Source organism: Neisseria sp. Marseille-Q2251 (assembly GCF_940793045.1).
In the GTDB taxonomy this organism is placed as follows: Bacteria; Pseudomonadota; Gammaproteobacteria; order Burkholderiales; family Neisseriaceae; genus Neisseria.
Genome location: NZ_CALNWV010000002.1, coordinates 1 through 23136 on the forward strand (window position 1 = coordinate 1; position 23136 = coordinate 23136).

Annotated in this window: 22 protein-coding genes; 10 read left to right on the top strand and 12 right to left on the bottom strand. The window is 51.4% G+C overall.

Going from position 1 to position 23136, the window contains the following annotated elements; all coding sequences use genetic code 11:
* The first annotated feature begins 219 nt into the window (after nucleotides 1–219).
* The gene (locus tag AAG834_RS01225; RefSeq protein ID WP_342031015.1) at nucleotides 220–795 is read left to right on the top strand and encodes an NAD(P)H-dependent oxidoreductase; all 576 of its coding nucleotides are present in this window, start codon (nucleotides 220–222) and stop codon (nucleotides 793–795) included.
* A gap of 15 nt (nucleotides 796–810) precedes the next feature.
* Here the strand turns inward: AAG834_RS01225 and AAG834_RS01230 are convergent, their stop codons facing one another.
* Nucleotides 811–1572 (bottom strand): SDR family oxidoreductase, encoded by a 762-nt coding sequence (locus tag AAG834_RS01230; protein ID WP_342031016.1) that lies wholly within the window; start codon nucleotides 1570–1572, stop codon nucleotides 811–813.
* A 172-nt stretch (nucleotides 1573–1744) separates the two neighbouring features.
* Here AAG834_RS01230 and AAG834_RS01235 point away from each other — a divergent pair, with 172 nt between their 5' ends.
* The 6 genes from AAG834_RS01235 to AAG834_RS01260 all read left to right on the top strand — a co-directional run bounded on the left by AAG834_RS01235 (nucleotide 1745) and on the right by AAG834_RS01260 (nucleotide 9023).
* The gene (locus AAG834_RS01235; RefSeq protein WP_342031017.1) at nucleotides 1745–2050 is read left to right on the top strand and encodes a hypothetical protein; all 306 of its coding nucleotides are present in this window, start codon (nucleotides 1745–1747) and stop codon (nucleotides 2048–2050) included.
* On the top strand, nucleotides 2037–2567 hold the full coding sequence (locus AAG834_RS01240) for a methylated-DNA--[protein]-cysteine S-methyltransferase (protein ID WP_342031018.1): 531 nt from the start codon (nucleotides 2037–2039) through the stop codon (nucleotides 2565–2567). The genes AAG834_RS01235 and AAG834_RS01240 overlap by 14 nt, the downstream gene beginning before the upstream one ends.
* Entirely contained in the window at nucleotides 2557–3183 is a 627-nt protein-coding gene (locus AAG834_RS01245; RefSeq protein ID WP_342031019.1) for an alpha-ketoglutarate-dependent dioxygenase AlkB family protein, read from the top strand. Before AAG834_RS01240 ends, AAG834_RS01245 begins: the two co-directional genes overlap by 11 nt.
* A gap of 157 nt (nucleotides 3184–3340) precedes the next feature.
* Nucleotides 3341–4573 (top strand): MFS transporter, encoded by a 1233-nt coding sequence (locus tag AAG834_RS01250; RefSeq protein WP_342031020.1) that lies wholly within the window; start codon nucleotides 3341–3343, stop codon nucleotides 4571–4573.
* A 194-nt stretch (nucleotides 4574–4767) separates the two neighbouring features.
* Nucleotides 4768–7320 carry a calcium-binding protein gene (locus AAG834_RS01255; protein ID WP_003768355.1) on the top strand — a complete coding sequence of 851 codons (2553 nt, stop codon included), beginning with the start codon at nucleotides 4768–4770 and terminating at the stop codon, nucleotides 7318–7320.
* A gap of 365 nt (nucleotides 7321–7685) precedes the next feature.
* On the top strand, nucleotides 7686–9023 hold the full coding sequence (locus AAG834_RS01260) for a sodium-dependent transporter (RefSeq protein WP_036492995.1): 1338 nt from the start codon (nucleotides 7686–7688) through the stop codon (nucleotides 9021–9023).
* 221 nt (nucleotides 9024–9244) lie between these two features.
* On the opposite strand, the gene AAG834_RS01265 is transcribed toward AAG834_RS01260, so the two are convergent.
* From AAG834_RS01265 to hemN, 3 genes are all read right to left on the bottom strand, one after another.
* Nucleotides 9245–9508, bottom strand: a complete 264-nt coding sequence (locus AAG834_RS01265; RefSeq protein ID WP_003761976.1) for a DUF1289 domain-containing protein — start codon at nucleotides 9506–9508, stop codon at nucleotides 9245–9247.
* 211 nt (nucleotides 9509–9719) lie between these two features.
* A complete protein-coding gene (locus tag AAG834_RS01270; protein WP_003776702.1) occupies nucleotides 9720–10052 on the bottom strand; it encodes a hypothetical protein in 333 nt (110 codons plus the stop codon).
* Between the two features lie 130 nt (nucleotides 10053–10182).
* Entirely contained in the window at nucleotides 10183–11604 is a 1422-nt protein-coding gene (gene hemN / locus AAG834_RS01275) for an oxygen-independent coproporphyrinogen III oxidase (RefSeq protein WP_003762539.1), read from the bottom strand.
* A 143-nt stretch (nucleotides 11605–11747) separates the two neighbouring features.
* Here hemN and fnr point away from each other — a divergent pair, with 143 nt between their 5' ends.
* From fnr to AAG834_RS01290, 3 genes are all read left to right on the top strand, one after another.
* Complete coding sequence (gene fnr, locus AAG834_RS01280) at nucleotides 11748–12482, top strand: fumarate/nitrate reduction transcriptional regulator Fnr (RefSeq protein WP_009311137.1); 735 nt, start codon at nucleotides 11748–11750, stop codon at nucleotides 12480–12482.
* A 79-nt stretch (nucleotides 12483–12561) separates the two neighbouring features.
* Nucleotides 12562–13635: an MBL fold metallo-hydrolase gene (locus AAG834_RS01285; protein WP_342031021.1), complete on the top strand. Its 1074-nt coding sequence runs from the start codon at nucleotides 12562–12564 to the stop codon at nucleotides 13633–13635.
* A gap of 543 nt (nucleotides 13636–14178) precedes the next feature.
* Nucleotides 14179–15771 (top strand): L-lactate permease, encoded by a 1593-nt coding sequence (locus AAG834_RS01290; RefSeq protein ID WP_342031022.1) that lies wholly within the window; start codon nucleotides 14179–14181, stop codon nucleotides 15769–15771.
* 429 nt (nucleotides 15772–16200) lie between these two features.
* Here the strand turns inward: AAG834_RS01290 and AAG834_RS01295 are convergent, their stop codons facing one another.
* The 8 genes from AAG834_RS01295 to AAG834_RS01330 all read right to left on the bottom strand — a co-directional run bounded on the left by AAG834_RS01295 (nucleotide 16201) and on the right by AAG834_RS01330 (nucleotide 22979).
* Nucleotides 16201–16854, bottom strand: a complete 654-nt coding sequence (locus tag AAG834_RS01295; protein WP_342031023.1) for an isochorismatase family protein — start codon at nucleotides 16852–16854, stop codon at nucleotides 16201–16203.
* Nucleotides 16855–17123: 269 nt separating this feature from the next.
* On the bottom strand, nucleotides 17124–17330 hold the full coding sequence (locus tag AAG834_RS01300) for a hypothetical protein (protein WP_141745738.1): 207 nt from the start codon (nucleotides 17328–17330) through the stop codon (nucleotides 17124–17126).
* A 228-nt stretch (nucleotides 17331–17558) separates the two neighbouring features.
* Nucleotides 17559–18155 (bottom strand): DUF6630 family protein, encoded by a 597-nt coding sequence (locus AAG834_RS01305; RefSeq protein ID WP_342031024.1) that lies wholly within the window; start codon nucleotides 18153–18155, stop codon nucleotides 17559–17561.
* A gap of 88 nt (nucleotides 18156–18243) precedes the next feature.
* Complete coding sequence (gene purH / locus AAG834_RS01310; protein ID WP_342031025.1) at nucleotides 18244–19824, bottom strand: bifunctional phosphoribosylaminoimidazolecarboxamide formyltransferase/IMP cyclohydrolase; 1581 nt, start codon at nucleotides 19822–19824, stop codon at nucleotides 18244–18246.
* A gap of 278 nt (nucleotides 19825–20102) precedes the next feature.
* On the bottom strand, nucleotides 20103–20924 hold the full coding sequence (locus tag AAG834_RS01315; protein WP_342031026.1) for a hypothetical protein: 822 nt from the start codon (nucleotides 20922–20924) through the stop codon (nucleotides 20103–20105).
* Nucleotides 20925–21024: 100 nt separating this feature from the next.
* Nucleotides 21025–21888 carry a DMT family transporter gene (locus AAG834_RS01320; protein ID WP_070513723.1) on the bottom strand — a complete coding sequence of 288 codons (864 nt, stop codon included), beginning with the start codon at nucleotides 21886–21888 and terminating at the stop codon, nucleotides 21025–21027.
* Nucleotides 21889–21934: 46 nt separating this feature from the next.
* Entirely contained in the window at nucleotides 21935–22708 is a 774-nt protein-coding gene (locus tag AAG834_RS01325; RefSeq protein WP_070513725.1) for a glutamine amidotransferase-related protein, read from the bottom strand.
* Between the two features lie 31 nt (nucleotides 22709–22739).
* A complete protein-coding gene (locus AAG834_RS01330) occupies nucleotides 22740–22979 on the bottom strand; it encodes a Fis family transcriptional regulator (protein ID WP_070513728.1) in 240 nt (79 codons plus the stop codon).
* Nucleotides 22980–23136 lie beyond the last annotated feature (157 nt).

Here is a 23136-nt window from a genome sequence, read left to right on the forward strand (position 1 = left end):
ACGAAGCCGCAGACAGTACAGATAGTACGGAACCGATTCACTTGGTGCTTCAGCACCTTAGAGAATCGTTCTCTTTGAGCTAAGGCGAGGCAACGCCGTACTGGTTTAAAGTTAATCCACTATATCATCCAACTTTGCCTACCCGATACAGATTTGAGCAGACCGACATTCGTTTGATAGCATGGGAACACTCGGCAACTGACTTTCAGGAGTACAAAAATGTCATTTACCACAATCATTTATGCCCATCCGTACGATCAAAGCTTCAATCACGGCATTTTGCGGCGTGTGCAGCAACTATTGGACGAAAAAGGCGAAAAATACCGACTGATCGACTTATACGCAGACGGCTTTAACCCCGCCTACACCAAAGAAGAGCTTGCCCTGTTCAACCAAGGCAAAGCCCTTGACCCGCTGGTTTTACATTATCAAGAACTCTTGAAAACCACCAACCGCCTGATTTTCATCTTTCCGATCTGGTGGGCGGATATGCCCGCCATCGTCAAAGGATTTGAAGACAAAGTTTTCCTGAAAACATTCGCCTACGTCCCGACCCCCACAGGCTTGAAAGGCAACCTATCCCACATCAAAGAAGCACTGGTCATCAGCACGTCCACCGCCCCCACATGGTATCTGAAATGGTTTGGCGGCAACGGCATCGGCAAAGCGATGGTGGGACACACGCTCAAAGGCATCGGTATCGCCAAACGCCGTTGGCTCAACTTCGGCAATATGGACAAATCCACCGACGAACAGCGGCAGGCGTTTTTGGCAGATTTGAGCCGAAGCGTGTAATCTTCAGGCGGTCTCTTACTTCACCGCCGAATTTCCGCCGTCCGCAAACAACGCCGTACCCGTTACAAAGCTGCCCATCGGGCTAATAAGGAACAAAATCGCGGCGGCAATTTCTTCGGGTCGGGCGATGCGTTTGACCGCATGCAACCCTTCCGCCCATGCCCGCTGCTGCGGGTCGGTAGTCATCATTTCCGTATCCGTACCGCCGGGAAGCAGGGCATTGGCGCGGATACCTTGGGCTGCATAGTCGGCGGTAATGCCTTTTGCCAGCGCGGAAAGTGCGGCTTTGGCGCAGCCGTAGGCGGTTTTGTTCGGCAGGGCGCAACTGGTGCCGACAAAGCTGGACGTGAACACAATCGCGCCACCACCGCGTGCGAGCATAAGGGGAATTTGGCTGCGCGCGCCGAGAAAGGCAGCGGTTAGGTTACCGTCCAACGTATCGCGCCATTCGTCGGGCGAGATGTCGGCCAAAGGTTTGTATGCACCGATAATGCCTGCATTGTTGACGGCAATATCTAGGCCACCGAACTCTCGTTCTGCCGTGCGGACGACGGCTTCATGCGTTTCAGGCAGCACCGCGTCGCCTGCAACAGCAACAGCCCGTCCGCCGCGCGAGCGAATCAGGGCTGCGGTTTCCTCCAGTTTGTCGGCACGGCGGGCGCATAAGACAACGTTTGCGCCGTGCTCCGCCAACAGCAGTGCAACCGCGCGACCGATACCCGACGACGCGCCGATAACGGCGGCGGTTTTGTTGTTCAAATTCAACAGGTTTGACATGATTTTTCCTTACATGTGCGGTTAAAGACGATGCAAGTTTAAGGAAGCCGCGATATAAAGACGACCCGATTATTGATGAATTTCAGACAGACAAACAATCTTTCCATCAACAATCGGGTCGTTTCTTGTCGGCTTTCAGGCTATCCTATCCCATACAACGACAGGATAATTTATGAACTTAAATCAAACCCGCCAATTCCTCCGCATTGCCCGCGCCATAGAATACCTTTACGACCATGCCGCCGAGCATCCCGATTTGGCGCAGGTGGCGGCGGCAGTGCACGTCAGTCCCGAACATTTGCAGCGCGAATTTTCCGCATGGGCGGGCATCAGCCCGAAAAAAATGCTGCAACACATCAGTATCAGCCGTGCCAAAGAAGCCCTGAAAAACAGCGAAAGCGGCGCATTGCGGCGGACTGAGCGGCACGGGGCGGCTGCACGACTTATTTGTCGGCATCGAAAAAATGACTCCGGGTGAATACAAAAACGGTGGCGCAGGCCTGCAAATCCATTACAGCCTGATTCCCGGCCCCTTTGGCGACCTGTTGGCAGCAGCAACAGACAAAGGCATCTGCTTCATGCGTTTTTCAGACGCCCCTTCCGCCGCACTGGACGAATTGCGCGCCGAATATCCGAACGCCCGCCTAATCGGGCAGGAAACGGCATTCCACCGCCAAGCCGCCGACATCTTCCGCACCCGGTGCGGCCGCATTACCCTGCACATCAAAGGCACACCCTTCCAGCTCAAAGTCTGGCAGGCACTGCTCGATATTCCCGCAGGCAGCCTGCAAAGCTACGGCACAGTGGCGCAGGCCGTCGGCTCGCCCAACGCCGCGCGAGCCGTTGGGACGGCCATCGGGCAGAATCCCGTTGCATTACTCATCCCCTGCCATCGCGTCATCCGCGAAAGCGGCATCATCGGCGGCTACCGCTGGCAACGCGGGCGCAAAATGGCGATATTGGCGCACGAATTGGGAGACACTGATGACGTTTGACCTCTTCCCCGAAACCGCCAACCCGCACGCCAACCTGCTTCCCTACGACGGCATCGTCAGCAATTTCGGACGGATTCTCACCGTTGCCGAAGCTGACCGTTATTTTGAAATTTTGCAGCGTGATATTCCCTGGCGGCACGACGAAGCCGTGATATACGGCAAGCACATCATCACTGCCCGCGAAGTCGCGTGGTACGGAGACACGTCCTACAACTACGGCTATTCCGGCGCAAACCGCATCGCCCTGCCGTGGGATGGCGTCTTGCCCGAACTCAAAAACCGCGTGGAAGCCGCCATCGCCGACATCTGCCCCACCCGCTTCAACTCCTGCCTGCTCAACCGCTACAACAACGGCAACGAAGGCATGGCGTGGCACAGCGACGAAGGGCAGGGGCTGGTCAAAAACAGTGCCATCGCCTCCCTCAGCCTCGGCGCAACGCGCAAATTCGCCTTCAAACACAAAGAAAGTAAGGAAAAACGCGAAATGTGGCTGGAACACGGCCAGCTCATCGTCATGCACGGCGAAACGCAGAAACACTGGCTGCACACCATCCTGAAAAGCACCCGCATCCAAGAGCCGCGGATTAATCTGACGTTTCGGGTGATGAAAGGATAAAAAGGGGCTGCTTTTTTCCATTTCAGACAGCCCCCGAAAGTCGTCTGAAAAACTACTTGAAAATGTAAAACAGAAAAGCCGTAGGTCGTCTGAACCGTTTTTCAGACGACCTACCGCACCCACATCATTCCCGTACACTCGCAATAGGGAGCCATCCATGTCCCAACAAACCCCGACACCCCCCGCCCCGCGCGACTGGCTGCTGCTTATCGGCGGCAGCACCTACAAATTCACGCTGACCGGTTTTTATCTGGTCGCGCTGGTCGCCATTTTGAAAAACCACGGTTACAGCCTGAACCAACTGAGCTGGATACATTTAATCGGCGGTATCGAAGCGGCGAAGGTGTTGTTTGCCGCGCTGATGGAGCGGCGGCCGGCGGGGCGGTTCGGGCGGTTTCGCGGCTGGCTGCTGGCGGCGACGCTGGGGCTTTCGGCAGTGTTCGGGCTGATGGCCTGTACCGACATCACGCAGAACTTCCCGCTGCTTTTGACCTGCTGCGTACTGCTCTCGGCAATGTCGGCGGTGTACGGCTGCGCAATGTTAGGCTTGTCGTGCATCGTCCTGCCGCACCGCGAACGCGGTTTCGGCGGCGTGATTCAGACGATGGCGGCGCGCGGCGGCAAGATGATCGGCGGCGCGCTGGTGTTGTGGCTGTATCAGGAATACGGGCAGACGGCGGCGGCGGGCTTTATGCTGGCGTTCACCCTGCTGATGCTGCTGCAACTCTTGTGCTACCGCGAGCCGGAAAGCCCAACGGCGCAAGGCGGTTTGACGGCGTTGGCGGCGCGGCTGGTCTCCTTTTGGCGGCGGCCTGAAACGGGCTGGCGGTGGCTGGTTTTGCTGTTTGCCGTTGCCGCGCCGTATGCGTTTGCGGCGGCGACTTTTGTGCCCAAGCTGGCGGATTTGGGCTTTACCCCGAAGCAGACGGGCGGGATTCTGGCGGTGGGTATTCCTGTTGCCTGCCTGATTGTAACGCCGCTGTCGGGCTGGTTTTCGCGCAATTATCCGCGCCGCAAACTCGTGTTCCTGCTCTACGCGCTGCAACTGCCGCTTTTGGCGTCCATGACCGCCATCGACGCGCTCGCCCGCGTCCACCCTTGGCTGCCGCCCGCGCAAATCATCTCCCTGAGCCTGAGCTACACGCTGCTGCTGCCGGTGATACTGGCGTTGGTGATGGACAAATCCGACCGCGCCACCGCCGCACTCGACAGCAGCCTGCAATTTTCCGTCGTCCTGCTCGGCAGTTACGCGGCCGGTTTCGCCGCCCTGCGGCTGGCAAAGTCGGTTGGCTATGCCGATGCGTACTGGGCGGCGGTGGGCCTGTCCGTATTGGCGGGCGGGCTGCTGTATGCGTGCCGAGGCTTGTTTGATTCAGACGAGCCGTCATGAAAGCCCTGTACCTTCGTATTTGAAGTGCAACGGTTTCCCGAATAAAAACAGGACACATCATCTACATCCCTTCTGAACGATACCCCCTTTCAGACGACGTTTCCTTTTAAATCGACATAGAACTTTTCAGCGGTTGCATTGCCTATTATGTTTTACCGTTCAAAATGACAGACCATTTCAAAAGGAACATATTAATGTCAGAAACTGTTACCTACGATCCCTCCCGCTACGGTGCCAAAGCCGCATACACGACTTATGAAGCCGACCAGGGTACACTCTCAGCAGGTGCAACAGTCAAAAAAGCCGCTTCCACACACTCTACTGCCCACGAAGCCAGCAAACAGTCTTACGTTGACCTGCCGGCCAATGCCGCCGTTTCGTTTACAGCAAAAGCGGATGCGGATGCCGCCACCCTCCGCTATACCGTTCCCGACGGGGCAACCGGCAAAGTTGAAATCCAAGTAAACGGCAAACCCGCAGCCAACCTCGATTTATCATCAAAACACAACTGGCAGTATTTGGAAAATTATGAACACCACAAAGGCGAAGACATCAAAATCCACGATACGCCTGCTGCCGACCGTGTCGCCCGCTTCCAGTTCGACGAAGTGGGGACGCTGTTGAAAAATACATCCATCCAAAGCGGCGACATCGTCACCATCGTCAACCAATCAGGCAACACCCCGGTCGGTATCGACTTCGTTGAATTGGAAAAAGCCCCTTCCGCGATCAAACAGCCCGCAAACAGCGTCAGCATTACCGATTTCGGCGCAAAAGCAAACGACGGAATCGATGATTCGAAAGCCTTGACGGCGGCAATCGAATCGGCAAAAACCTCCGGAAAATCCGTTTACATTCCCGAAGGGCAGTTTGATTTCGACCACCAGCTCCACATCTATGTCCCTAAAGGAATCAGCATCGGCGGCGCCGGCAGGTGGCATACCAAACTGCATTTCACGAGCGAGGAACCGCCCGTTTTTGAAAACGGTACAGTGAAAAAAGGCGGCGGCATCGTGTTTGAACACGGCAGCAACAATATTGATTTCGGCAATCTGTCGATGGATTCAAATTTGGCATCCCGTTTCCACCAACAAGCCAACTACAAAGGCATTTCCGGCATTTTGGGCAAAGGCTCGTCCATCCACGACATCGCCATTGAGCATTTTGAAGTAGGCATCTGGACCGGCGATTACGCCAAAGTGGACAATGAACACCCACTGCACTACACAGACGGACTGACCGTCTCCAACGCCCTCATCCGGAACAATCTCGCAGACGGCATTAATTTTGCGCAGGGAACCAGCCATTCGACCGTCATCAATTCCAACATCCGAGGCAACGGCGACGACGGTCTGGCGACATGGTCGAGCATTGCAGACCAAACAGAATCCAAAGTAGCCGAAAACAACCGTTTCCTGAACAACACCGTCGAACTCGGCTGGCGCGCGGCAGGTATCGGCATCTTCGGCGGCGCCGGACATGAAGTAGCCGGCAACCTGATTCGCGACAATGCCGCATGGTCGGGCATACGCCTCAACACCGTTTTCCAAGGACACAATTTTGACCTGAACAAAAAAGGTATTTCGGTTCGGGACAATCTGTTAATCGGCAACGGCACCCGAACCGACACATACGGACGCGAAAAAGGCTCTATCGACTTTGAAGAAGAGCATGGCGCAATCAAAAACGTCAAAGTCGAAAACAACATCATCGCCGACAACCTGTCCGACACAGCCATCACTAAAACATTGCCGATTTCAAACGGCAAAGGCATCGCCCTATCCGGCAACAACATCATCGGAAATGCGGCGGTTTCTGCCCCGTCCGCCGTTGATCATCCGGAAAAAGTTACCTCCATTACCCGTCAGGAACTCAGCAATATTCCCGATCAAAATTATTATTACGCCAACGAAACCACCGGCTTCAAATCCGTCAGCGTTACCTATATTACAGGCACGGCAGGCAGCGACAGCATCAAAGGCACAGACGGCATAGACCATATTGACGGCAAAAGCGGCGATGACAGCATTTATGCCGGCGGCGGCAACGATACCGTATTCGTCAGCGGTGGAACCAACTTCATCAGTGGCGGCGATGGCAACGATATCGTCAGAGGCGGCGACGGCAGAGATACCGTCAATGGAGATTCGGGAAACGATGTGATTTTCGGCAACGGCGGAGACGACCATCTCAATGGTGGGGCGGGCAATGATACGTTGTTCGGCGGCGAAAACAACGATGTCTTTTATGGCGAGGCAGGCAAAGACGTCCTGTATGGCGGCTCAGGCGACGACTTACTGTTTGGCGGTTTAGACGACGATATCCTGTATGGCGGCGCAGGGAATGATACCTATGTCTTCTGCTTCGGAGAGGGACACGACACCATTTCCGACAATCACGGCAACAACGCCCTCCAATTCGGACAAGGCATCGCCGTCAAGGATTTGCATATCCATGCAAGCACCGACGCAAACGGTTCAATCGATTGGGAAATCACCATTGCCAATTCAGGCGGTAAAATCACCATCGACAACCAATATCTCAAAGGCAGCAACACCGCTTCTGTCGGAGAATTCCGATTTGACGAAGGGACATTTACCGTAGAAACCCTGCTGGACAAACTGTCGGCAAGCGGTCAAACCGGCGGATTTGAAACGGTCAACAACGGAGTCGGCAGCTTTAGCTACACCGCCGATACGGAAAACGTGCAGCACTACGATGCCGTAACGCAACCGGTAATTTTATAGCGGCCTGATGGAAATTCAGAACCGGCGTGGTTTGGTTCTGACTTCCACGCCAACCCCGCAGGATATTAGGCTGCTGTAACTGTATGGCGAAGTCAGGCTGAAATGTTCACGCTGTCCGCACAAACAAGAGGTCGTCTGAACCGGTTTTCAGACGACCTCTCTCAATTTTTGGCATAAAATATCTTTTTTTACACATTTTAATTTAAATCATTTCTCAAATCATAGCCATTTAAAAAATTCACGCCAAAAGCTTATCGTTCTACGCACCATCCATGCGTTATTTTCCGCCGCGTCCGCCATCCAGTATTATCCCCGACTACGCTTTGTTACAATTCAGCCAATTTTATTTCTCGACATATCCCGCTATGAGTCATTCATCCTCTTGGTCTTCCAAAATCGGTTTCGTCCTTGCCGCGGCAGGCTCTGCCATCGGTTTGGGTGCGATTTGGAAATTCCCTTATACCGCCGGTACGAACGGCGGGGCAATTTTTGTCCTTCTGTTTGTCATCTTCACGATTATCGTGGCGTTGCCGGTACAGCTTGCCGAGTTTTATATCGGGCGCACAGGCGGTAAAAACGCCATCGATTCGTTCAAAACCCTGCGTCCCGGCTCGCTTTGGCCTTGGGTCGGCAGGATCGGTGTGGCGGCGTGCTTCATTTTATTGTCGTTTTACAGCGTAGTCGGCGGCTGGGTTTTGAATTATGTCGTACACAGCTTCACCGGCGAAATTGCCCCGAACGTTGATTTTGGCGCCCTATTCGAAAAAACAATTTCCAATCCGACAAGCTCGATTCTTTATCAGGGGCTGTTCATGCTGATTACCATTTGGGTAGTCAAAGGCGGAATCTCTGACGGCATTGAAAAAGCAAACCGCTATCTGATGCCTGCTTTGTTTATTTTGTTTATCGTTTTGGCCATCCGCTCGCTGACCTTGCCCGGCGCGATGGAAGGCGTCAGTTTTTTATTGAAACCGGATTGGTCGAAAATCAAATCGGAAACGATGCTGACCGCGCTGGGTCAGGCTTTCTTTGCGTTGAGTATCGGCGTATCGGCAATGATTACCTACGCCTCGTATTTGGGGAAAGATCAGGATATGTTCCGCTCGGGCAATATCATTATGTGGATGAACCTGCTGGTATCGCTGCTGGCAGGCTTAGTCATCTTTCCGGCGGTATTCGCGTTGGGTGCCACGCCCAGCCAAGGTCCCGGTCTGATTTTCGTGGTCTTGCCTGCCGTATTCATGAAAATTCCGTCCGGCAACTATCTGTTTGCCGTGTTCATGATGTTGGTTGTCTTTGCCACGCTGACTTCAGCATTTTCCATGCTGGAAACCGTCATTGCGGCAACCATCCGCCAAGATGAACGCAAACGCAGCCGGCACACTTGGGCCATCGGCATTGCCATCTTTATTGTCGGCATCCCTTCTGCCCTATCCTTTGGCGTATGGAGCGATGTGCTTATTTTCAATAAATCTATTTTTGATTTATGGGACTACATTATTACTGCCATCATTATGCCGCTATGCGCATTAAGCATCTCCATCTTTACCGGCTGGATTCAAGACAGGCAGTCCGTTTTGACCCATGCCGGCATGGGCAGTACCGTACCGAAAACGCTTCTATATCTATGGCTGGGCGCGTTGCGCTACATCGCTCCGATTGCCATTATCGTGGTCTTCATCAATTCTCTTCAAATCATCTGATTTGCCACTATAGTGGATTAAATTTAAATCAGGACAAGGCGACGAAGCCGCAGACAATGCAGATAGTACGGAACCGATTCACTTGGTGCTTCAGCACCTTAGAGAATCGTTCTCTTTGAGCTAAGGCAAGGCAACGCCGTCCTGGTTTAAAGTTAATCCACTATATTTTCGACAAATAAAAAAGGACGGAAGCAAACCCGTCCTTTTTATGTTTCATCACCTTATCCCTCATCCTCAAACAAAAACCCGCTTTGCGCCTCCACACCGACTTCGGGCGCTGCCATGGCATCAAGCTGGCGGTTGCGGATTTTGGTTTTCCTCATACTGAGAAGACGCATGACCTGATGCTTTTGATCATCGGTCATTTTTTGCCAATAAAGCCTTTCTTCGCGGCTGCGCAGACAGCCTTTGCAATAGCCTTTGGCATTGGCTTCACAGACGCCGATACAGGGGCTGGGGATGGGGAAAAAATCAGGTTGTTCCATATTTTAAAAACGTTTGTGAAAAGAGGTCGGCGCGAACCAAAAATCCGACTGCGTCCGTTTCCGTTCAAACACGACAAGTACATCTCGTAGGGTTTATATAAGACGTAAGACAATAAACGACAGAACGCGTAAGAATTTTACTATAGCCCGTTTTAAGAACAAATCAATTTGATTTTCAGACAACCTATGCCCTACCCCAACCGTCTGGATTTTATGACTCAAGCAGTTTACGCAAAGACTGATTGTTGTATTTGATATCGGCAATCATTCGGTCGTATTGGTGCATTCTACGGAGCGATCGGGTTATCAGATAGACCGAGAAAAAAATCAAACTGATGTTCATCAAACTGACCAACACAAGCAAAGGCCAAACATCCACAGCCTCGTACCATTTCGATGTCGCAATCAAGGCACTGAAAATAGACAAAGGCAGCGCGAACACGGCAATACCCGTACGCATGACAGCAAGCGCCGTGCGTTTTTCAGCAAGGAGAAGCTGCACTTGATTGATGCTGAGGATATCGTTTTGCTGTTCGGTAATCATAAGGGGGCATCTAGAACAAATTGACTTGAATCACGGCAAACCGGCAAATATGGTTTGATGTTACCCGAAAGTCTTGAAAATAAAAACAAAGGTCGTCTGAAAATTTTCAGACGACCTTTGCTATTCCTCTTCACACCGTTTGCGAATATTGGGCTTTGGTTTCCCTATGGCGCAGGTGGTAGTCGAATACCATGGCGATATTGCGTATCAGGAAGCGGCCTTTGGGGGTAACGGTCAGTCCGTGCGGTTTCAGGCGGACGAGTCCGAGGGAGGCGAGTTGTTCCAAGTCGGCAAGTTCGTCTTTGAAATAGCGGTCGAACGGGATACCGAACACGCTTTCGTAGATTCGGTAATCCAAGGCGAAGCGGCACATCAAATCTTGGATGATATTGCGGCGCAAAAGGTCGTCCTGATTGAGCTGGTAGCCGCGCATGATGGGCAGGTGTCCGGCATCGAGGGCAGCATAGTAGGCATCGATGTCGCGTTCGTTTTGGGAGTAGGTGCTGCCGATCTTGCCGATGGAGGATACGCCGATGGCAACTAAATCGCAGTCCGCGTAGGTCGAGTAGCCTTGGAAGTTGCGCTGGAGGAAGCCTTCTTTGAGGGCGATGGAAAGTTCGTCATCGGGTTTGGCGAAATGGTCCATACCGATGAAGACGTAGCCGCGTTCGGTCAGGGTTTGAACGCAGTATTGCAGCATATCGAGTTTTTCTTCGCTGCCGGGAACGGCTTCGGTATCGATACGGCGTTGCGGCTTGAAGATATGCGGCAGGTGGGCATAGTGATAAAGGGCAAGGCGGTCGGGATCGAGCGACAAGACAGTGTCGATGGTGGTTTTGATGCTTTCGGCGGTTTGGTGCGGCAGGCCGTAAATCAAATCGACGCTGACGGATTTGAATCCGGCTTCGCGGGCGGCATCGATGACTTCTTTGGTTTCGTCGTAGCTTTGGATGCGGTTGACTGCTGCCTGCACTTTGGGGTCAAAGTCCTGAATACCGACGCTCATGCGGTTGAAGCCGAGCTTGCCGAGCATGAGGACGGTTTCGCGGCTGACTTTGCGCGGGTCGATTTCGATGGAGTATTCGCCGCCGGGGATAAGTTGGAAATGTTTGCGTATCATGCGGAATACGCGTTCGATTTGGTCGTCGCTCAAGAAAGTCGGCGTACCGCCGCCGAAGTGCAGTTGCGCGAGCTGATGCCGTCCGCCCAGATGCGGGGCGAGCAGCTCCATTTCTTTTTCAAGGTATTCGATGTAGGCATCGGCGCGGCTTTTGTCTTTGGTGATGATTTTATTGCAGCCGCAGTAGTAACAAATGGTGTTGCAGAAGGGGATGTGGATATAAAGCGAAAGGGGCTTGTTCAAAGCCCCCATACCGCGCTGATTCAAGGCATTGATATATTCGGCTTCGCGAAATCCGTCATGGAATCGGTCGGCTGTCGGGTATGAAGTGTAGCGCGGACCGCTGGAAGGAAGGCTGGCAATGAGTTCGCGGTCAAACTCAGGTTTGTCATTGTTTCTATTGTGATTATTTTGTATCGGTATTACTTTCATGGCGTGTGCGTGATTAGAGTAATGATGTTAGGCAATTTTCGGATAGTTTGGTAGAATGCCACAGTATGATAAACCTGTCTTGATATGTGTCAATAACTTACGTAATCATGACAGGATAAAAACCTTAATTTTAAGGGTGTTTTATGACCACACACAATGCTATGCATCAGATGAAAACCCTGTGTTCTTCCTGTTCGCTGCGTGAACTCTGCCTGCCTGTCGGGCTTTTGCCCAATGAGTTTGCACAATTGGACGCGGTCATCCGACAGAGCCGCCGCTTGAAGAAGGGTGAATATCTGTTCCGCACCGGTGAGCCTTTCGCGTCGCTGTTTGCCATCCGTGCCGGTTTTTTCAAAACCACGGTTGCCAGCCAGGACGGTCGCGATCAGGTTACCGGCTTTTTTATGTCCGGCGAACTCATCGGTATGGACGGCATTTGTTCCCATGTCCACAGCTGCGACGCGGTGGCTTTGGAAGACAGCGAAGTGTGTGAGCTGCCCTTCACCCACATCGAAGAGCTGGGACACAACATCCCCAGCCTGAGAAGCCATTTTTTCAGATTGATGAGCCGCGAAATCGTGCGCGACCAAGGCGTGATGCTGCTTTTGGGCAATATGCGCGCCGAAGAACGTCTGGCGGCGTTTTTGCTTAACCTGTCCCAACGCCTTTACTCGCGCGGATTTGCCGCCAACGATTTCATTCTGCGGATGTCGCGCGAAGAAATCGGCAGCTATTTGGGGCTGAAACTGGAAACCGTCAGCCGCACACTGTCCAAGTTCCACCACGAAGGCTTGATTTCGGTCGAACACAAACATATCAAAATCCTCGACTCGCAAGCCCTCAAAAAAATGGTGTCCGGCTGTTCGCACGCCATCTGATGAATACTGAGACCATTTTCAAACAGAACCCAAGGTCGTCTGAAAAAATTTCAGACGACCTTCTTCATAAAATCCAATTATGAAACACAAGAAAAAACTCATTTCCTTGACTGCTGCCTGCGCCCTGCTCGCCTACTGGCTCTATCCCGACCAACATCCCGTTTACCCCGCAAGCGACCATTACGACCCGAAAACGCAAACCTTCTTCAACCCCGAACCGCAGCAGAAACCGACCGGCCTGACCGGCGCATTTTGGAAAATCCTGACCGACCCGCAGGCAACGCGCCCGCCCAAACCTCTGCCTACCGTCAAGCCCGATTGGCAAACCTTCCTCGCCGCACCCGAAGGGAAAAGCCGCTTCGTCTGGTTCGGGCATTCTACCCTATTGATGCGGATCGGCGGACAAACCGTCATTACCGATCCCGTTTTCGGCAATTCCGTCTCCCCCATCCCCATCACCATGAAACGCTTCCAGCCTGCGCCCGCAGAAATCGACGAACTGCCGCCCGTCGATGTCATCCTGATTTCACACAGCCACTACGACCACCTCGAAAAAGACAGCGTGCAGGCACTCAATTCAAAAGGCAACAGCCACTTTATCGTCTCACTTGGCATGGGTGTACTGCTGAAAAAATGGGGCGTGCCGCAAGAGCGCATTACCGAACTCGATTGGTGGCAAAGTACCGAACGCAACGGCATCCGCTACACCGCACTACCTGCCCGTCACGATTCATCCCGAACCCTGACCGACCACAACCAAGCCCTGTGGTCCAGCTTCGTCATCGAACACGGCGGAGAAAAATTCTATTTTCACGGCGACTCGGCACAAGGCAGCCATTTCGACAAAATCGCCGAAAAATTCAACGGGTTCGATATCGCGTTCATCGAAAACGGGCAATACAGCGAACATTGGCCCAATAACCACCTCTTCCCCGAACAAACCGCCCGCTATGCCGCGCAGCTTGCTCCCAAACGCTTCATGCCCATCCACTGGGGCGCCTACGCCATGGCATTGCACGCTTGGAACGAACCCTTGCTCCAAAGCATCCCGCTGGCACGCAGTTTGGGTGTCAATCCGTTGACTCCGCTAATGGGACAAGTTTTCGATGCCGATACCGCCACGCAAGACTGGTTCGCCGAACCTTTACAGTAAAGCTGCTAAAAGGTCGTCTGAAAACAAGTACCGCAGGTTCCATCAAGTCATAAATATAGTGGATTAACTTTAAACCAGTACGGCGTTGCCTCGCCTTAGCTCAAAGAGAACGATTCTCTAAGGTGCTGAAGCACCAAGTGAATCGGTTCCGTACTATCTGTACTGTCTGCGGCTTCGTCGCCTTGTCCTGATTTAAATTTAATCCACTACACCGACGAAGCGGAAGCTGTTTTCAGACGACCTTTTTTTGAATTTACCTGTTGCAGCATTTCCAACACTTCTCTCCTTCTCCCGTTTATCCGTTTTGCAATATTCTGATAATAAAAAACTAATTTCCCCTCAACCGAAAACCTTATTTTGCAACGTGCGGTTCGCGTACAAACCACTTGACCGATTACATCGTATTACGTAAAGTATGCGGCATTCTTTTGAATTGGTATTACCAATTTATTTGGTAATTACTCTCAGATTAAGGTTCGGTATCTCTCCCGCATCCGACATCATGATAAAAATTGATAAACAACGCCGATTTAAGGATTCACCATGGCACTATTCCTCAGTATTTTTCCCATCATCCTGCTGATTTGGCTGATGGTTAAGAAAAACAGTATGCCTTCCTACATTGCGCTGCCGATTACCGCCGCGCTGATTTACGCCATCAAACTGTTTTATTTCAACGACGACGCTATGCTGCTCAACGCAACCGCAGCGTCCGGCCTGGTTTCCACACTGACGCCGATTACCGTGATTTTCGGTGCGATTATGTTCAACCGCATGATGGAAACCACCGGCTGTATCGACATTATCCGCAAATGGCTGGCGACCATCAGCCCGAACCCTGTGGCGCAGCTGATGATCATCGGCTGGGCGTTCGCCTTTATGATTGAGGGTGCATCCGGCTTCGGTACGCCTGCTGCGATTGCCGCTCCGATTCTGATGAGTTTGGGTTTCAATCCGTTGAAAGTGGCGATTTTTACGCTGGTCATGAACTCCGTACCCGTATCATTCGGCGCAGTGGGTACACCGACTTGGTTCGGTTTCGCACCCTTAAACCTGAGTCCCGAAAACATCTTAGCTATCGGCAGACAAACTGGCGTGATGCACTTCTTCGCAGGTTTCGTCATCCCCGTCATCGGCTTGAGCTTCATCGTGCCTTGGTCTGAAATCCGTAAAAACTTGGGCTTCATCGGTATTGCCGTCTTCTCTTGTACCATTCCTTATGTTGCCTTGGCGATGGTTAACGAAGAATTCCCATCACTCGTTGCCGGCGCAATCGGTCTGATGGTATCTGTATTCGCAGCCAACCACGGTTGGGGTTTGAGCAAAGACCATCCGAAAGACCCGAATGCCGAAAAAGTACCTTTTGCCCAAGTCGCCAAAGCACTTGCCCCTCTGGGTATGCTTATCGGTATGCTGGTGGTTACCCGCATCAAACAGCTCGGCATTAAAGGCCTGCTGACCAGCAAAGAAGAATGGTTCAGCTTCCAACTGCCGTTTGATTTGAGCAAAATCACCGTCAGCGACTCTTTGACCATTACCTTCGGCAACATTTTCGGACAAGGCGTTAGCGCGTCTTACCAAACTCTTTACGTTCCTGCATGGATTCCGTTTGTCTTTACCGTTTGGATTTGTATCCTGCTTTATAAAACCAAATTCAAAGACGCCTGGGCCTTCTACGCTGCAACTTTCAACCAAACCAAAAAACCGCTGCTTGCCTTGATGGGCGCGCTGATTATGGTTCAACTGATGATGGTCGGCGGCGACGACTCCATGGTGAAAATCATCGGTAAAGAGTTTGCCGCGATGGCAGGTGAACACTGGGTTTACTTTTCCCCTTACCTTGGCGCTATCGGTGCATTCTTCTCCGGTTCGAACACTGTATCCAACCTGACATTCGGCCCGATTCAGCAACAAATCGCTATTGATACCGGCCTGTCCGTTACCCTCATCCTTGCTCTGCAATCCGTTGGCGGTGCAATGGGCAACATGGTCTGCATCAACAACATCATCGCCGTATGTACCGTACTGGACGTGAAAAACGCCGAAGGTGCGATTATCAAGAAAACCGTCATCCCGATGGCGATTTACGGTGTGATTGCTGTCGCCATAGCAATTATTTTCTTCCCCCTAAGGTAAGAACCTTGTAACCCAAAAGGTCGTCTGAAAAATATTCAGACGACCTTTTTTTATGAAGCAAACAGTTAGTCAATACTCCCCTTCCCTACCATCATACTTGCGTATAGAAACCTATCTTCAGTCGCAAACATATCCATAATAAAAACCAACAAACCAAATCTTCTTCATGGACATCTATCCGTTTGCTTGAAAGTGGGCGCATATGGAATGTCCCATTCCTATCGAGTCTGCTATCAAAGACGGATATAAAACAAGACAATGAGCCGTGAAAATCTGTCACCACAACAAGCACATGCCCTCCCCTCTATACATCCAAAGACAGCAGGTCGTCTGAATTCTTCTTTTAAAGATAAAAAAATGCAGATAAAAAAACGGGCCGCCAAAAGGCGACCCTAAGAAACTCTTGCAGCTGGGAGTAATAGCAAGAGATTACGACACTTTAACCTGGTTTATGCCGGAGAAACGACGCATCAGCTCTGGAATGGCTTCGGCATTCGAAGCAACAGTGATACCCATTCTCCGCATTTCATAGATAGTCTCGATGGTGCTTTCAGGCGCGTAGCCGTGGCAGGCACCGAGATTGACAATAATATGAAGATTATCGCTGTACCAAGACAATTGCTTGGCCGTATTGGCGACAGTTTCTTCGATGGCCAATCCGCCAATAATGACAGTATCGGCTTTTTGTTCGTGCAGCCATTCCAACAGTCCTGTGCTGTTTGCCTCATTGGCTTCATGAAAACAAGCACCGTGAACATGTTTACCGCTTAATTCGAGCGCATGATCGTAATCTGCCGGAGAGGGCAAACCTTGGAGCAAATGCGTCCCACGACAACCTCCGGCGCATTGGCTAAAAAAACCGGACGGTCGGCCGAACATAACACCGTTGCGATTGACGACGGTCGCACAAATGCTCTCCGGATCGATGTTCACATTCTCAATTAAAACCCTTTTATCTGCCAACGCTGCCTGGCGGTTAAGTTCATTAACCATATTTTCCGGACGCAACAAAAAATGGGTTGCATTAGCAGCCATACAGGTAAAGCGAAATTGCGGTTGGACGTCGATTGCAACGGTAGTCATATGGTATGGCTCTCTTTATTTAATTCTATTCTGCAAACAGAATCAGGATTGCTCCGCTCAATCACTGACACCAGACGAATGGTTTAATTTGAAGATAATCGGTATATTTATGATGATCGGTATAATATCAGGATAATCGTTATATGGCTAGTAAATAATTTAAGATTTGTAACAATACTTGCAGTAAATATAATTTTTGTGGTATTTAAGGCTAATACTCTAATCAAATATCATTTTTAAACAATTCTTTTCATTCATTAATTTCTTATTTATTTTATGGTTTCTCTGCATTCGTGAAATATGATACATATTGAATAAAACTGTTGTTTAAAAGGAAATTTCACCCCAAAAAGCGAAAAATTGTTGGCAATATCCGCGTTACAAGCTGATTTTTCTCCACCAAGGGCAAAAATAAACGGTGCAAAAACCTTGCCATACCAACCGCCACAGCCCCAAACAAATAAAACGCGCAACACGGTTTCTACCCGTGTTGCGCGTTTTATAGCGGATATTGAGCGGTTCGCTTAACTGCAAACCGAATCATTTCAGAAAAATTCAAGTCAGAAAAAGTACAAAACCTGTTTCAGACGACCCTTGCTTATGAAACAGAGCCATAATGAAGTAATTGATAAAACCGACATCATCGATCTTTGCGGCTTTTCCACTTCAATATTATCGTCCCCGCTCATCGCGAACGGGACAAATCAACAAATCTCCACTTCCAAATCCAAGCGTCGTGCCGTTGCCTGTACTGCTTCGATATCATCCAGCCAAAAAATCGCAAACAGGTAACCATCATCACCGGTCGGTACGTCACACAACACCAAACCATCCCTCTCCAATGCCTCTTGTACATAAGGAAACAGTTCTTCACTATAAGTCTCTTCGGGATATTCCCATTCCCATTCATCCCAACCTAATAGATTCCGGACGATCGCTTCCATCTCTTCCGGTTCGAATTTCCAATCTGAATACCATGTTGCGCCATATCTGCGCAAGACGCAGAAGATATCCGCCCACTCTTCCCCATACCCCAAGTCTTCCATTGACTCTTCATTTTCATCTACACGGATATAAAAATTCTTAACCTGTTCCAGCTCCGCACCGGAACCATCGCCATTTTCCCCTGAAGGCCATCCCCTCTTCCGTAACGTAGCCCAAAGGCTTTCTTGAATCTGATAAACCCATTCACCCCGCTGCAAAACAGCCAAATCTTCTTCCGAGACTTCAAACCATTTAAACAACGCCCACAAATCTGCTTTTTGTTCAGGTGTAGCAGGATAAAAAATTTCTTCGCTCATGTAGTGTTCCTAATATAAAGATACAAAAACAGGTCGTCTGAAAATGGTCAAAGATTTTCAGACGACCTTTGCTTCAATCAAACTTGAATCAATGCCTAAAATGGCGAACACCCGTTACTACCATCGCAATGCCGTGTTCGTCCGCTGCGTCGAAAACTTCCTGATCGCGCATCGAGCCTGCGGGGTGGATGATGGCTTTGATGCCCTGCTCGGCAATCACGTCCACGCCGTCGCGGAAGGGGAAGAAAGCGTCAGAGGCGGCGCATGCGCCGTTTAAGTCCAAACCTGCGTCCTGCGCTTTGCGGGCGGCGATGCGGGTGCTGTCCACGCGGCTCATTTGGCCTGCGCCGATGCCGTAGGTTTGACCGCCTTTGCCGAACACGATGGCGTTGGATTTGACGTATTTTGCGACGTTCCAAACGAACAGCAAATCGTTCCATTCCTGCTCGGTCGGCTGGCGTTTGGAGACGACTTTCAAATCGGCGCGGCTGATGCGGTGGATGTCGGGCGTTTGTACCAACAGTCCGCCGCCGACGCGTTTGAGTTCGAAGCGGTTCGCACCTGCCTCAAGCGGCACTTCCAACACACGCACGTTTTTCTTGGCAGCGGCGATTTCGAGAGCTTCGGCGGTGAACTTGGGCGCCATGAGGACTTCCATAAATTGATTGTCGGTAATCTGTTTCACGGTTGCGCCGTCTACTTCGCGGTTGAAGGCGATGATGCCGCCGAACGCGCTGGTAGTGTCGGTGGCGTAGGCGAGTTGGTAGGCGGTCAATGTATCGGCTGCAACAGCGACGCCGCACGGGTTGGCGTGCTTCACAATCACGCAGGCGGGCGCGTCGAAGGATTTGACGGCTTCCCAAGCGGCATCGGCATCGGCGATGTTGTTGTACGACAATTCTTTGCCTTGGAGCTGTTGGTATGCGGCGAGGCTGCCTGCGGCGGGATACACATCGCGGTAGAACGCGGCGTGTTGGTGCGGGTTTTCGCCGTAGCGCATGTCTTGCACTTTAATCCAGCTTTGGTTGAACTGGCTGGGGAACTCGCCGATTTGGGGCGTGCCGCTCAATACGTCGTCTGAAAGCGAGGTGAGGTAGTTGGAAATCATGCCGTCGTATTGGGCGGTGTGGCTGAATGCTTTGCGCGACAGGTTGAAGCGGGTTTTGTCGCTCAATGCGCCGCCGTTGGCTTCCATTTCGGCGGCGATGGCGGGGAAGTCGGCGGTGTCGGTAACAATGGCGACGTGTTTCCAGTTTTTCGCGGCGGAGCGCACCATGGTCGGGCCGCCGATGTCGATGTTTTCAATCGCGTCTTCCAGCGTGCAGCCGGGCTTGGCGATGGTGGCGGCGAAGGGGTAAAGATTGACGCATACGAGGTCGATGTTGCCGATGCCGTGCTCTTCCATCTTAGCGACGTGTTCGCCCAAATCGCGCCGACCCAAAATACCGCCGTGGATTTTCGGATGCAGCGTTTTCACGCGGCCGTCGAGCATTTCGGGAAAACCGGTGTAGTCGGCGACTTCAATCACGGGAACGCCCGCATCGGCAAGCAGCTTCGCCGTGCCGCCGGTGGAGAGAATTTCGACACCGAGTTTGTGCAGGGTTTGGGCAAATTCGACTGCGCCGTTTTTGTCGGACAGGCTGATCAGGGCGCGTTTGATGGAAGGCATGAGGATTCCTTTTAAACAGAGATTTATAACTGGAAACAAACACTTTCAGGGGCGGTATTATCCCCCAGTTTCGAAGTTTTAGCAGCTGTTTTCTGGAAAAATTGTTGACAATTTTTTCGATAAAAAAGGTCGTCTGAAAACCGGGTTGACCCGTTTTCAGACGACCTTTACTGCTTGAAACCCCATTTCCTTGCCGTTTTCAATCAGTCTTTCACAAGGATTCCGTTTTCGATACGGAATGCGCGGTTTTAAGCGTTTTCGATGAACATCAAACAGCCTCAATGGTTAATATTGAGCGGATAGCTTTTCGGTGCAACATGTGTTTTACCGTCATAAGGAATCACATATTTCTGATTTTTATAACGTTTTTTACCATCCTCCCCCTTCACCGTTGCGCTTAATGCCCACACGCCTGAGGCTGAAGGGCGGCTTTTGTCAAAAGCAATTTTTGCATCGATGCTGGTATAGCGGTCTTCACAATTACGTTTTTCCCGCCCTTTCAATTCATCGCAATTGCCATAATATGCGTCATTATCTTTACCATTCACAATGAAGCTGCGACGGATACGGTTGCTATTATCGGTAAACAGAAAGTTTCTTCCAGTTGTCGTTTCGCCTTGACCCGTATAGCCTGATTCGACAGTGTAGCCCCAGTTTTGCTCACCCATCTGGACAAACCGCCAATCCTTATTCTCCGGCACATCCCCCCATGCGCCGATTTCATCGCTTCCATGTTGTTTGATTGCCCACTTTCCGTCTGTTTTTTCCAAAACAAACAATTCCGCCAGACCCGAAGAAGCATGCGCGTCCTGTTTGACTTTGCGCTTCATATCGTAGGCAAAACCCGTGTACAACACATAGCGCGTGGGCGTACCGTTGCGGGTAACGGCATGGTCGGCAACGGGTTTCATGCAATACATAATATTGTCAGATGTTGTCTCACTGTCTTTCGGCGGCTCGGTAAGCTGGCAGTTGTGTGCTGCAAGCGGTCGGTTGTAATACTGGGCGATCACTGCTTGGACGGCAGCTTTGTCGTTATTGTGCGCAGCCGATACCAAAACGGGGCTGGCGGCAAGCAGCAGGGCAATCATATATTTCATCAAAAATTTCCTGATATTTTTAAAACCACATCAAAACAAGATACTCGCGTACCTTCTCAGGTCGTCTAAAAACCCGATTTACACGTTTTCAGACAACCCCTTACGTATTCTTTCCCCTGTTCGACAGCCATCCTGCGACAAACGTCGCGGCGATGACGATGAACACGCCCGAAGCTGACACGGCGGATAAATGTTCGCCCAGAATCAATACCGCCATGATGACGCCGATAACAGGTTCGAGCGAAATCAAGAGTCCGGAGACATTGGCAGGGACTTTGTTCATGCCCTTATTCCATAAAAGATAGGCAAGCCAACTGCATCCCACTCCCAAATACAAAACCGACAACACGCCGCCCCACGACCAGCGGACTTCATAACTTTCAGCCAACACCAGCGAAAACGGCAGACACAACACCGCCGCCGCCGCCATGGAAGCAGAAGTAAATGCAGGCGCGCCAATGCGGGCAATCATCTCTCGGCTCGGGCGCATCACACCGGCAAAACCGATTCCGGCAAGCAAAATCAGCAAACAGCCGAACCAATCGACCGCGCCGCCCTCTTCAGCGCCGCCCAACACCATCATCCCGATCCCGACAAACGCCGCCGCACCGCAAATCCAGTGGTAAATTTTCGCTTTGTCGTTGAAAAAGAAATGCCCGACAAACACCACCAGCAAGGGTTCAAGCCCGACCATGGTAATCGCGCTGGCGGCGGACGTGTATTTCAAACCGATAAACTGAAGCAGCAAAACCACGACGTAATTGATAAAGGCAATCCACAACAAGGGCTTCCACTCGCGGCGCGGAATCTTGCCGAAATGACGGTAACAGGAAGGCAGCACCATCAACGCAGCAATCAACAGCCGCGCCTCGACCATCAGCGCGGCATCAAGCATCTCGTAAGTATATTTGGCGGCGATAAACGAGCTGCCCCAAATCAATAAGGAGAGTATTTGGTAAATCATGGCTCAAGTAGTCGGATAAAAGGATGCACTGATGAAAGGCGGGACATCACACCCCACCCTGCCTCGATTCGGTCAGCGAATCCAAAAAGGCAAAGAGTTTCGCGTTCATCTGCGTAAAATCGAAACGCTCGATTTCATCGGGATGCTGCACATAAGCCTGCGTCCTGCTTTGCGCCGCCAAGTTTTCACGCCCGTCGGCGGCAATCAAGAGGCCGACGGCGGCGCGGTCAAATTCCAAATGCGCCTGAAACGCATAATGCTTGGGTGAGAAGCGGACAATCTGGCGCGGACAACCTTTACTCGCCGCCAATACTGCCGCCCCATCCGTCAGTCCGGGCATATCCCCGTGCCAATGCCCCGCAAGGAAAGACGCACCCAACAAGGCAGTATGCTGGTCGTTCAAACCTTCCTGCGTCAACTCGACCGGATACACGCCGATTTCGCGGTGCGGGCTGCGCCCGTGCCGTGCGCCGTAGGCGACGGATAAAAGCTGTGCGCCCAAGCACACGCCGACAATGTACTTGTCCGCCGCTACCGCCTGACGTATCAGGCGCAGCTCGGCTTCAGGGTCGTAATACGGAAAAGCCTGCCTGTCTTCATCGGGCGACTGCGGTCCGCCCATGACAATCAGGAAATCGATACCGTCCGCGTTTTCGGGCAACGCTTCCGACTCATAAACCTTAGTCAACGCCGTACGATGCCCGCGCGACCGCGCCCAATTCCAATACGCGCCCGGCACTTCAAAATCCTCGTGCAAGACGAAATGGACGTTCAGCGTTTTTCCCCGTGTACCGCCGTCATGGCGAAGTTCCTGCTTCATCAGTTTTCTCCCTTTGCAACAAGACCGATATTTACAGCAAACCGTGCTGCAACAGTTTCTTACGCAGCGTATTGCGGTTCAGCCCCAAAATAACCGCCGCCTTAGACTGATTGCCGCCGCATTGTTCCATCACGCAAATCAGCATGGGCTTTTCCACTTGGTGCAACACCATATCGTACACGCCGCAAGGCTCCGTACCGTTCAAGTCTTTGAAATATTGTTGCAAATTCTGTTCAACGCATTGCGCAATATCGGGGATGGGTTGTTTCATAACATATCCTCCTTCGTTATTTTTAAAAAATGACAGGTCGTCTGAAACGGGGTTCAGACGACGTTTGTTGAGTTTGTATAGATAAATTGTTTTTTATTTCGATGAAACTGTGTTTTCAGACGACCTGATATTGCCGCCATTCCCGGATAAAAATCAT